This is a genomic window from Shewanella sp. SR44-3, from assembly GCF_014163735.1.
Lineage (GTDB): Bacteria > Pseudomonadota > Gammaproteobacteria > Enterobacterales > Shewanellaceae > Shewanella.
In genome coordinates, this window is sequence record NZ_JACJDV010000046.1 from 17,676 (window position 1) to 28,920 (window position 11,245).

Below are 11,245 nucleotides of genomic sequence, written 5' to 3' on the forward strand. Positions count from 1 at the left end.
TTAGTGATGGGGGGACGTTAGCCAAGCATTTGTTTAAACTTATCCCTGAGCATGTCTCTGAGTAATAGTACGGTAGGCGTGACTTGCTTGCGGGAAGGGCACAAGAGGTTGAGCTCTTTTTCAGGTGAATGGTAATCAGGTAATAATCTTACCAAGCGGCCTGCTGCTAAGTCGTGATTTACATCTAAGCGAGACTTATTCGCTATGCCTTTGCCTGCTAAAGCCCAGCGGCGCACTAAATCGCCATCGTTACAGCAACGATTGCTCTTTACTCGCACTTTATAAGACTCTCTTGGCTGATCTGTTGGGGCATCTGTTTGAAGTTTTGCTTCAAATTCCCAAAGGTCAAAAGATCTGTCATTAAGTTGATATAAAAGACAATTGTGTTCAGTAAGATCTTGAGGCGTTACGGGCATGCCAAAGCGAGCCAAATAGCTAGGTGAGGCGCAAATAATCCGTTCAACATTAGCAAGCTTAAAAGCTACCATGGCTGAATCATTAGGCTGGCCATAGCGCAGGGCGAGATCAATTCTGTCATGGTAGAAGTCAGCCAAGGAGTCGCCAATAATCAGGTGCAATTTTAGCTCTGGGTGCAAGTCCATGATTTCGTCCATCCAGGGCAATAATAGATTACGGCCAAGATCTGACGGGGCTGATATTCGCACTTCACCAGCAACACGGCCTTGTAAAGCTTCCATTGAGGCTTGCCCCGCAGCTAAGGTATCCAGCGCTTGACGGCAATGGAGTAGAAAATGTTCACCCTCTGTGGTTAATCTAAGTTGTCGGGTCGAGCGAATAAACAAGCTAGTGTTAAGTTGTTTCTCTAAACGTTTTAACGCCGCACTGGCTGCTGCTGTACTCATATCAAGGGCGTGAGCCGCCCCAGTAATGCTGCCATTATCAGCGGTGTGGACAAAAAGAGTTAAATCTTGAGTATTCATTATTCACGTATCCTATGGTGAGTTTTAATCGCCGTATTTTTAAGTTAAATATTCAATGGCGAGAGAGTATGCGCCTTCTGTATGAGTGCGACTTTCATTGATTAACTCATCATTATTTGCTGGCTAAAGAGGGCGATAGCAAAACCTAACACAGCGCCTAAAGGTGGACCCCAGTGTTTTTTTAGTTTTGCTTGAGGGGCGATATCCTGGAAAATCAGATAGAGAATGCCCCCTGATGCAAATAGCATCACAGCCCCTAGAACACCATGGTGTTCTGCTAAATAAAAATAACCTAAGAGTCCCGCTATGGGCCCAATAGGGACAAGTAAAACCATAGTTAATAGGGTATGGCTTGAGTGTGAGGCTTGGGCTCGCATTTCACGAAAAGCATTGAAACCTTCTGGCAGATTTTGCAGGCCGATAAGGATAGCAAGCAAAGGTGCCAATGGAGAACCCAGCGCCACTAAGCCACCAAGCGCGATAGCTTCAGGGATATAATCTAGCATCATCCCCATGAGTTGAGGTGACTCATGTCTTCTGAGCCCGAGGACTTTTTCAATGGCAAATATACTTACACCGCCCGCTAAAATCAGTGGAGTGGCCAGTAATTTTTGGCTCAATTCAGCAATTCCTTCAGGCACCAATACAAGGGAAACTGCGCCAATTAACAAGCCACCACCTAGGGCAATCAAAAAGTGCCTGAATTCATACTCGAGCCAACGTGGCCTTATGTGCTCAAAGCTTGCCATTAGCCCGCCCAAAGGAATGCAGATGCCAGCCATAGTTGTAAGGAGGATGATTTCTAAGATTATTGTCATAAGTCCACTTGGTCACTCAGTAACGGGTATGAATCTTGAACGCTAGTCAAATATTGTTATATTGTGAACAGCATAAAGTGTAAAGTAGGCCACTTATTAACTAAATAGTCGCACATTCTTAAAGACTACCACTCAACTTATTTTAGCTTAATAAATATCTTTGATGGCAAGTGTTTAGCTAGGACGGCTAATCGCTATCAGCACTAAAGCCCCTGCATATATCGAGCCTTAAAAACGAAAGAGAAAAATGATGAAATTTAGTTTTAATGTTGAGGATGCCAGCCAGATATTTGTCGGGGCATTTGCCTTAGCTGTACCGATTTCCTTTTCGGAAGAAGCTTGGCGTTTAGGTGAAACCTTGCCGACTCAAAACCTACTCATGCTGTTTAGTTTGTCAGTGTTATTTTTGGGATTATTTACCTATCAAAGTGTGTTTCAGCACAATGTTAAATCAAGAAAGTTAGTATTTGTGTTACGTATTGTGATCGCCTATACCATGACGGCATTAGTCGTCGCTTTAGTGCTGTTCTGCTTAAATAAGTTGCCTTTGCTAGAAGATCCTTGGACTTCCTTGAAGCGCATCATAGTGATTTCAATGCCTGCTTCCATGGGCGCCATAGTGGTGGATAGCTTCGATAAAGAATAAAAATTGAAAAGCTTGATGCCCTCTAATTGAGCCGCAACATTCATGAGATTGGTGCTAATGATGGCTTAACACGCTCTCTTTCGCGCTGCGGATCGTCTTGCTATCAAGGTTTGCTGGCTAAAACTGTAAAGTTTGACGTTTATCAAAATTTTGGTTGATACAGATGTGGTAATTTCAGATTAATTTTCTATCTGTGAGACTCGTAAATGAAATTAGAACGGTTATCAGGGGCCCAAGTGGCCTCTTTTTTAGCGGTGTTTGTCTTGATGTGTTGCAGCTTATTTTCGCCTATGGTGATGGCCAGTAATGGTGAGTCGAATGGACACTTTTTGGATTTAACCGCCACGACAGCAGGCTATTTTGCGGTGTGTATTTTTGTTATTGCATACTTATTGGTTATGGGCGAAGAAATGCTTCATTTGCGTAAATCAAAACCCGTGTTGATTGCCGCTGGCATTATTTGGGGCGTTATCGGTTTTATTTATGTGCAAAATGGTATGTCTGAAGTTTCCCAAACAGCTTTTAAGCATAATCTACTTGAATATGCTGAATTATTACTATTTTTACTGGTCGCGATGACGTATATCAACGCTATGGAAGAGCGAAACCTGTTCGATGCACTGCGTTCATGGATGGTGGGCCGCGGCTTTAGCTTACGGACAGTTTTTTGGTTAACTGGGTTTATGGCATTTTTTATTTCACCTATTGCCGACAACTTAACTACGGCGTTATTAATGTGTGCCGTGGTGATGAAGGTAGGAGGAGAGGATAAAAAATTTATTACCTTAGCCTGTATTAACATTGTTGTTGCGGCTAATGCGGGCGGCGCATTTAGTCCCTTTGGTGACATTACCACCTTAATGGTATGGCAAAAAGGGGCGGTGCATTTTTCACAATTTATTAGCCTGTTTATTCCATCCTTGGTCAACTTTATTGTGCCTGCGGCTATTATGAGTTTTTTCATCATCAATAGACCACAAATAAGTGAGCAAGAGAACGTAGAAATGAAGCGCGGTGCTAAGCGCATTGTGTTGCTGTTTTTGTTAACCATAGTCACTGCCGTTTGCGCACACTCGTTTTTAGGTATGCCCCCAGTATTAGGTATGATGACGGGCTTAGGTTTCCTACAGTTTTTTGGCTACTTCCTACGCAAAACCTTTCCACAAGCGCTGGTTCGTGCCCGAGAAAAAGCCGCGCGAGAGCAAAATGAGCACCGCTTAGAACAATTGGGCAATGTGGTCCCCTTCGATGTATTTAGCCGTATTGCGCGTGCAGAATGGGATACATTACTTTTTTTCTATGGCGTGGTGCTGTGTGTTGGAGGCTTAGGGTTTATGGGCTATTTGAGTCTAGTGTCTGAGGCGCTATACACCCACTGGGATGTGACTTATGCCAATATTGCTATTGGATTATTATCTTCAGTGGTGGATAACATTCCTGTCATGTTTGCTGTGCTGACCATGAACCCAGATATGGTGCTCGGGCAGTGGTTATTAGTGACGCTTACAGCAGGTGTTGGGGGAAGTTTATTGTCAATCGGCAGTGCTGCAGGCGTGGCATTAATGGGCCAAGCGCGTGGTATTTACACGTTTGCCGCCCATTTGAAATGGACACCTGTGATCGCATTAGGCTATGGCGCGAGCATCTTAGTTCATCTATGGCTGAATTCGGCTACATTCTAGCCAAGCCTAGTCATCTCATAAATATAAGTGAGATAGTGTAGAATATAGCCCAAGTATAATTGCAGTTAGCGGGGTGTTTTTAAGGCGCTGCAATTTTGTTCACAATTAAAGCAAAGTGTGTTCACAGCAGCTCAGTGCTGTTTGTCACCATGATTTAGACTAATCATATTTTTTAATCTGGTCATTTAATCTTGTTGCCAGCAGAGAACATTAAATAATAGGAAGTAAAGATGTCACAAGGTTTTTTTAATGCACTGTTTTTTGGCCCTAGGGAAGAGCTTGTATCACGTAAGGTCATCAAGTTTGTTAGCTACTTAGGTTTGATCACCACAGGCTTAGCCTTGATGGTGGTATTTATGCCTTATGCGCCAACACAAGACTTACTTGGTGAGAAGATGCTTAACAAGTGGGCTATTTTAATTACCGCTTCTATTTCCGTTATATGTTTCATCTTCTTGTATAAAGAGAAGCTATGGGCGCCTTGCATCCTTATTGGATTAAAATGTTTGGATATTATCCTGACTTATATGGATAGCAGTGAGTTTCCTGGAATATTAACCAGTTTTACGCTGTTATTTTATTTCTCTGCCGCCAAAGCCGTTCATATCGTTAATCAAAGCAAGGCTGCTCAAGTTAACTCAGAGGATGAAGCAAAGATAACACCATAGGGTTAACACCGGACGCAGTTGCTTATTGCCATGATAAAAACTGCAGTGATTTGAGGTCTAAATGGAAAGGTTCACTATTAGTCGCATCAATACCCCATTGGGGATCTTTCGCCTCGCAGGTGTTTGGCAACCCCAGTCGGTAGACATTCCTACTGCTATGATTGCTAACATCTCTGCCAACATTAGCGTCGATGCCATAGCTATCATGGGGACCGATGGCTGGGTCGAGTTGAGACCTCATGACCAAAAGGTGATTAAGCTAATAAATGAGTTAGCGGGCGACTTACACCAACATTTACTCGCCAAGAGTACTTCCACATAGCGTGATTCAATTTGATTTACAGTATTTAAATTTCAGCTTCATGACCAGATTGCTAATACGATGGGTATTATTAATAAATGTCCATAAAACAAGCTTAGGCCAATTAAATGCTAAAATAGTCATTTACGTTAATTTCAATTACCGCCTTTTAAGCTAAAGAGTACCCATATGCCATCGGAGATTATTGTTTTAGGGATTTCGCTTCTTATTGCCATTGGGATTTTACTTCATCACCCTTCTAAAACCTTAGGTTTGCCCTCGTTACTTATTTTCATGGGGGTAGGTTTGGTTTTTGGTAATGGTGAATTTGGCTTTGTGTATGATGACCTAAAAGTCACCTCGATTATCGGTACTCTAGCGTTAAATGTCATAGTGTTCGTGGGCGGGTTAAACACTCCAATGAAGCATATTCATTTTGCTTGGAAAGAAGGTGGCATGCTATCTACCGTAGGAGTTATTCTGACCACGGTGATTTTTGGTTTTATTTTGAATGCGTTACTCGATTTTAATCTGGTAACTTGTATGCTATTTGCAGCGGTTGTGTCATCCACAGATGCGGCGGCAGTATTTTCAATTTTAGAATCAAAAAAATTAAAATTAAAACATGGCACCAGCACTATTTTAGAATTCGAATCCGCCACAAACGATCCCATCGCCCTGTTGATGGTGATCATCTTAACTGACTTTATTATCAATAGTGCCAATGGCGCCCCCACGGCTTTAGCTGTCATTTTTAGCCTTGGGCAACAAATCGGCGTTGGTGTAATTATTGGGCTATTAATGGGTAAATTAGCCGTTTGGGCACTCAATCACATCAAACTGCCTGAATTTGGCCTTATTCCTGTGTTTATTTTGGCAAGCTTTGCTATCACAGTCTCTAGTACTGGGCTGTTAGGTGGCAATGAGCTTATTGCGGTTTATATTGCCGGTGTCATCATAGGTAATGATTTAAAGAAAGGCGCTGAAGTCAGTAAGCACTTCTTCAATGGCATATCTTGGTTAGCTCAATCGTTGATGTTTATTATTCTGGGTTTGCAAATGTTTCCGCAGCAATTATGGCCTGTATTTGCCGCCTCATTACTACCTGCCATTTTACTGATATTAGTGGCGCGTCCGTTAGCGGTACAATTGTGCTATCTGCCGTTTAGGCAGGCCAATTGGCGCAAGCGGTTATTTGTATCTATGATAGGCCTTAAGGGGGCTACGCCAATTGTATTTGCACTAATTCCCGCTGCTGCTGGCGTTGAAGGCTCACGTGAAATGATCCACATGGTATTTTTCATCGTCCTTATCTCGGTTATTATCCAAGGTGCCGCTTTAGAACCACTGGCCAATAAACTCAAGCTCAACATAAAACCTAAGCGCCCAGAGGATTAAGTTCCTCGCCTAAGGCAACCGCTATTTACTCAAAAGGGGCATTTTGAGTTTACATCTATTTAATCGTGCCATTGATTAACCTCAAAGCACTGCCTGTTACTAGAATGACAGAAAATCCGGTATTGTGACCCTATTCAAATCTTTTCTAAGCGATTGAGGTTTTAATAGCTGCCATTATTTAATAAGGGATTTTATATGAAACATCTACTGCCATTTTTAGGAATGTTATTCCTGCCTAACCTTGCCATGGCCCATGAAGGTCACCATGGTGTTGGGCTATTTCACCATGTGATGGACTTAGCACCGGGCTTGACCTTATTCGCACTCATCGCCTTAGGGATCCTCTGGGCCAAGAAGCGTTAAGACCCATTTCTTTTATCAACAATGCACTCTAAGTGCTAACAATACTGAACACTGATGAACTAGATTTACAATCTAGTTCACAGTCCTAGCAGTTAATTATCCTCTAATACTCCATAAATATCAGTAGCTTAATGGCTGCGTGTCACTCCTGCCTGCTAGCTCATATCGTTTTGAGAACACTATCACAACAAATCACTAGCGCTAATCGTAAATTAGCGCCAATAAATAGAGTAATTACTCAAATTGGTTTAGTGGTTGGCCCCTAGGTTGATCAAAATGAAATTTTGCCTTGCCAGGATAATAAGGAAAAGTCATGAATAGCTTTAAGATCATTGAAGTTAAAGAAAGCGTATTTGAAAACAATAATACCCAAGCTGACAAGCTTAGAGCCGAGCTTGCTGAGCAAAAGTTATTTCTGCTCAATCTTATGTCTTCTCCAGGATCAGGCAAAACCACAACCTTAGTTAAAACCATCCAAACCCTTAAAGATGAATTGAATATTGGCATCATGGAGGCCGATATTGACTCTGACGTTGACGCTCGCACGATAAGCCAGACCGGGGCAAAGGTTATTCAACTTCATACCGGTGGCATGTGTCATCTTGATGCCGATATGACCCGCCAAGGGTTAGCAGCCCTTGACACTGAAGGCTTAGATCTGGTGATCCTAGAAAACGTAGGTAACTTAGTCTGCCCCGCTGAATTTGATACCGGCGCCACCAAGAACGCCATGATCTTAAGTGTTCCCGAAGGCCATGATAAGCCGCTCAAATACCCGCTAATGTTCTCTATTGTAGATGTGCTGCTGATTAATAAAATCGATGCTATGGAGTTTTTTGATTTCGATTTAGCCGCCGTCACCAGATACGCCAAAAAGCTCAACCCTAATATCACCATCATACCTATCTCAGCAAAAACCGGTGAAGGTATAGACAAATGGGCCCAGTGGTTGCGCATGCAAGTCACAGCTTAATCCAACACTGTTAGCCAGTATGATGCCAAGGAATTACCATCATGATAGATAATCAAATCGTTAAAGATAAAGTGTTAGATTTAGCTAATAAAATCAGCCGCACCAAGCGAGGCTCAAAAAGTGGCATCACAATTAACGATCCCGAATACCAGATCTTAGCGCCTATTCTCAGTGAAGAAATGGCCGAAGTTGCCTTATGCTTAGCCCTTAGAAAACCTTTGAGCGCAGCAGAAGTCGCCAAACAATGCGGTAAGTCAGAAGAAGCCACAGCCGAATTATTGTGGCAAGTGGCCATGATGGGCGCCGCTTTTGTGAATGAAATAGACGGCGTAGATAAATATTGGATTGATGTCTGGGTCCCTGGGCATATGGAAATGATCGTCAACAATAAAGACTTGATCAAAAAATTCCCTGAGCTTGGGGCAGCCTTCGATGCCTTTGGTAAGAAAAAAGGTCCACTCGCCGCCGGTAATATCCCAGTAGGTTCAGGCCCGATGCGGGTTATTCCCATTCAAACATCCATCGACGGCGGCACTAAAAATGCCTCCTATGAAGAAGTTGCAAAATACTTAAATAACAATGATTTATTTTCTCTTTCAGATTGTGCCTGCCGCACATCAAGGGAAGCCATGGGCGAAGGTTGCGGCCATTTAAAAGAAGATATTTGCATCCAAATGGGCCATGCAGCGCAGTACTATATTCGCACCGGCCGTGGCAAACAAATCAGCCGTGAAGAAGCCTTCGAAGTCATACGCAAAGCCGAAGAAAATGGCCTAATGCACAGTATGCCAAACTTTGATGGTTCAGGTGAAACCCATGCAATTTGCAACTGTTGCGGCTGTGGTTGTTTCGCCCTGCGTCTAGCCAGCCAATGGCAAAACCCAGATATGGTGAGATCTAACTATGTGGTTAAAGTCGATGCTGAAAAATGTGTCGCCTGCGGCGAGTGCGTCGAAGTCTGTCCAACCAATGCATTAAAACTTGGGCAAAAACTCTGCACCACAACACCGGCTAAAACCACGAAAAGAGAGTTGCCTCACAATACCCATTGGGGCGAAGATAAATGGAATGTTGATTATCGCACTAATAAACAAGTGGTCGTCGATACGGGCTCAAGCCCTTGTAAAGCCGAGTGTCCTGCTCACATTGGTATTCAAGGCTACATTAAGCTTGCCGCCCAAGGTAATTACGCTCAAGCCCTTGAGCTTATCAAACAAGAGAACCCTTTCCCCGCTGTTTGTGGCCGCATTTGCCCTAAAAAATGTGAATCCGATTGCACCCGAGGAGACATAGATCATCCCGTTGCCATCGATGACATTAAAAAGTTTATCGCCCAGCAAGATCTTGATGCACAAACCCGTTTTGTTCCTAGCATCAAGCATAAATATGACAAGAAAATTGCCATTATTGGCAGTGGTCCAGCGGGATTATCCTGCGCTTATTTCCTTGCCATTGAAGGCTATCAAGTCACGGTATTTGAAAAGCAGCCTATCCTAGGAGGTATGTTAACCCTTGGGATCCCTTCATATCGCTTAGAAAAAGATGTCATTAATGCTGAAATTGATGTGCTAAGAGCCCTAGGGGTCAGCTTTAAAACCGGCGTTGAAATAGGCAAAGATATCAGCCTTAGTGAGCTGAAAAACCAAGACTATCGCGCTTTCTATTTGGCTATTGGTGCGCAATCGGGCAGAAAGCTGGGATTAGAAGGTGAAGATGCCCAAGGCGTTATCACAGGTGTCGACTTCTTGCGTCAAGTCAACCTTAATAATGCTCCCAGCTTAACGGGTAAAGTCATCGTCATAGGTGGCGGCAATGTGGCTATCGATGTTGCCAGAACCGCAGGCAGGATCTCGGCTGGCAAGGTAGAAATGTTCACCTTAGAAAGCCGCGAAAATATGCCGGCCCACTTAGAGGAGGTCCATGAAGCCTTAGCTGAATCTATTACCATCAACAATGGCTGGGGCCCAAGGCGAATTCTTAGTAATAATGGCAAGGTGACAGGTGTTGAGTTTGCTAAATGCCTGTCTACCTTAGATGAGCATGGCAATTTCGCTCCTCGTTTCGATGAGAACACCTGCACACTGGTTGAGGCCGATACTGTATTGATTTCAGTAGGCCAGGCCATGGATTGGGGCAATTTACTTAGCGATACTAAGCTTATTTTAAATGCGAACCAAACAGTGCAAGCGGATCCACAGACCTTTCAAACCCATGATACTGACATTTTTGTCGGCGGCGATGTACTCACAGGACCTAGATTTGCCATCGATGCCATTGCTCAGGGCAAAGAAGGGGCGATTTCTATTCACCGTTATGTGCAGCACGGACAAAGTTTAGTGCTAGGGCGCATTAAGCGAGATTATCGCGCCTTCGATAAAAAACATTTAAATTTAGATGGTTACGACAATACTCCCAGACAAACTATCGAACAGGTTAATGGCGATGAGGCGAAAAAAACCTTTAGGGATCTACGGGGCACCTTTACTCAAGCTCAAGTTCAGCAAGAAACTGAGCGCTGCTTAGGCTGTGGTGTCGCGGTAGCGGATGAATTTATGTGTGTCGGTTGCGGCGCTTGTACCACTAAGTGTAAGTTTGGGGCCATTTCATTGGTGAGAGCCTATGACGCCGATGGGGCTGATTTACGCACAGTAAAAGGCGTTATCATCAAGCATGCCTTAAAGCGTAAAGTCCGCATTGCTGTGAATGCGCCCATCAAACGCATTCGCGCTATGTTTACAGACTAAAAATCTACCGCTGCAATAGCAGAACTGTAGATATTAATGAGTAAAGCAAGTCGGTAAATACAGGGCAAGTGAGCTTGCCCTGTTTCTTTAGGAGTTCCCATGCATGAACTAAGTGTCGTTTTTGAAGTGGTCAAAACCGTTATGAGGATCACAGAGGAAAACCAGCTGCGTAATGTCGATACTATCGTGTTACAAATAGGCCAGCTATCATCTATGATCCCAAGCTATGTTGAAGCCTGCTATCCCGCTGCAGTTGATGGTACCTACCTAGAAAAGACTAAATTGAGCATTGAAATCATCCCTGCTCAGGCCCTGTGCAAGGGCTGCCATCAGGTGTTTAACATCATAGAGCATCACTCCCAATGCCCCCATTGTGACAATGAAGAATGGGGCATGCTAAGTGGTAAAGAATTTATCATCAAAGAGATCATTGCTAACTGATTTTGTTGCTTCTCGTTATGTAAATCCAGAAAATTCTCGGTTTCAGCTAGCAAAAAATCTATCTAACTGAAAAGTAATGATATATTTTCACTAAATCGCTACACAACGAGAAGGTGATGTTCTCGATTATCTAAATTCTCGTTTTTACCTGAACGAAAGGCGTATTGCCTTACCAATGAAATGCTGTTAAGTTACTGGAATTATTAATAATTAAAGCGTCATTGTGTTTAGGTTTAGGTTGATGCCTTTAGGGTGTTAACCGGAATTCGC

At 43.2% G+C, this 11,245-nt stretch carries 11 protein-coding genes; 9 read left to right on the top strand and 2 right to left on the bottom strand.

What is annotated here, in order from left to right:
* Window positions 1-17 precede the first annotated feature (17 nt).
* Both H5073_RS16040 and H5073_RS16045 read right to left on the bottom strand, forming a co-directional pair.
* Window positions 18-941, bottom strand: coding sequence for a LysR family transcriptional regulator (locus H5073_RS16040; protein WP_182680579.1), 924 nt, complete (start codon window positions 939-941; stop codon window positions 18-20).
* Between the two features lie 101 nt (window positions 942-1,042).
* Window positions 1,043-1,759, bottom strand: coding sequence for a ZIP family metal transporter (locus tag H5073_RS16045; protein ID WP_182680580.1), 717 nt, complete (start codon window positions 1,757-1,759; stop codon window positions 1,043-1,045).
* A gap of 250 nt (window positions 1,760-2,009) precedes the next feature.
* Here H5073_RS16045 and H5073_RS16050 point away from each other — a divergent pair, with 250 nt between their 5' ends.
* The 9 genes from H5073_RS16050 (at window position 2,010) to H5073_RS16090 (ending at window position 10,975) form a co-directional block, all read left to right on the top strand.
* Window positions 2,010-2,405 carry a DUF2391 family protein gene (locus tag H5073_RS16050; protein ID WP_182680588.1) on the top strand — a complete coding sequence of 132 codons (396 nt, stop codon included), beginning with the start codon at window positions 2,010-2,012 and terminating at the stop codon, window positions 2,403-2,405.
* Window positions 2,406-2,671: 266 nt separating this feature from the next.
* Entirely contained in the window at window positions 2,672-4,087 is a 1,416-nt protein-coding gene (gene nhaD / locus H5073_RS16055; protein WP_404948408.1) for a sodium:proton antiporter NhaD, read from the top strand.
* A 230-nt stretch (window positions 4,088-4,317) separates the two neighbouring features.
* On the top strand, window positions 4,318-4,755 hold the full coding sequence (locus H5073_RS16060) for a hypothetical protein (RefSeq protein ID WP_182680582.1): 438 nt from the start codon (window positions 4,318-4,320) through the stop codon (window positions 4,753-4,755).
* Between the two features lie 61 nt (window positions 4,756-4,816).
* Window positions 4,817-5,077 carry a hypothetical protein gene (locus tag H5073_RS16065; protein WP_182680583.1) on the top strand — a complete coding sequence of 87 codons (261 nt, stop codon included), beginning with the start codon at window positions 4,817-4,819 and terminating at the stop codon, window positions 5,075-5,077.
* A 168-nt stretch (window positions 5,078-5,245) separates the two neighbouring features.
* Entirely contained in the window at window positions 5,246-6,454 is a 1,209-nt protein-coding gene (locus H5073_RS16070; RefSeq protein ID WP_182680584.1) for a potassium/proton antiporter, read from the top strand.
* A 195-nt stretch (window positions 6,455-6,649) separates the two neighbouring features.
* Window positions 6,650-6,817 (top strand): hypothetical protein, encoded by a 168-nt coding sequence (locus tag H5073_RS16075; RefSeq protein WP_182680585.1) that lies wholly within the window; start codon window positions 6,650-6,652, stop codon window positions 6,815-6,817.
* A 313-nt stretch (window positions 6,818-7,130) separates the two neighbouring features.
* A complete protein-coding gene (gene hypB, locus H5073_RS16080) occupies window positions 7,131-7,790 on the top strand; it encodes a hydrogenase nickel incorporation protein HypB (RefSeq protein ID WP_182680586.1) in 660 nt (219 codons plus the stop codon).
* Window positions 7,791-7,831: 41 nt separating this feature from the next.
* Window positions 7,832-10,534, top strand: a complete 2,703-nt coding sequence (locus tag H5073_RS16085; protein ID WP_220488090.1) for an FAD-dependent oxidoreductase — start codon at window positions 7,832-7,834, stop codon at window positions 10,532-10,534.
* 99 nt (window positions 10,535-10,633) lie between these two features.
* A complete protein-coding gene (locus H5073_RS16090) occupies window positions 10,634-10,975 on the top strand; it encodes a hydrogenase maturation nickel metallochaperone HypA (protein ID WP_182680587.1) in 342 nt (113 codons plus the stop codon).
* The last annotated feature ends 270 nt before the right edge of the window (window positions 10,976-11,245 follow it).

Bases quoted from the DNA above. Each gene is read 5' to 3' on its own strand.
- H5073_RS16040 (WP_182680579.1), bottom strand. From the start codon at position 941: ATGAATACTCAAGATTTAACTCTTTTTGTCCACACCGCTGATAATGGC.
- H5073_RS16045 (WP_182680580.1), bottom strand. From the start codon at position 1,759: ATGACAATAATCTTAGAAATCATCCTCCTTACAACTATGGCTGGCATC.
- H5073_RS16050 (WP_182680588.1), top strand. From the start codon at position 2,010: ATGAAATTTAGTTTTAATGTTGAGGATGCCAGCCAGATATTTGTCGGG.
- nhaD (WP_404948408.1), top strand. From the start codon at position 2,672: ATGTGTTGCAGCTTATTTTCGCCTATGGTGATGGCCAGTAATGGTGAG.
- H5073_RS16060 (WP_182680582.1), top strand. From the start codon at position 4,318: ATGTCACAAGGTTTTTTTAATGCACTGTTTTTTGGCCCTAGGGAAGAG.
- H5073_RS16065 (WP_182680583.1), top strand. From the start codon at position 4,817: ATGGAAAGGTTCACTATTAGTCGCATCAATACCCCATTGGGGATCTTT.
- H5073_RS16070 (WP_182680584.1), top strand. From the start codon at position 5,246: ATGCCATCGGAGATTATTGTTTTAGGGATTTCGCTTCTTATTGCCATT.
- H5073_RS16075 (WP_182680585.1), top strand. From the start codon at position 6,650: ATGAAACATCTACTGCCATTTTTAGGAATGTTATTCCTGCCTAACCTT.
- hypB (WP_182680586.1), top strand. From the start codon at position 7,131: ATGAATAGCTTTAAGATCATTGAAGTTAAAGAAAGCGTATTTGAAAAC.
- H5073_RS16085 (WP_220488090.1), top strand. From the start codon at position 7,832: ATGATAGATAATCAAATCGTTAAAGATAAAGTGTTAGATTTAGCTAAT.
- H5073_RS16090 (WP_182680587.1), top strand. From the start codon at position 10,634: ATGCATGAACTAAGTGTCGTTTTTGAAGTGGTCAAAACCGTTATGAGG.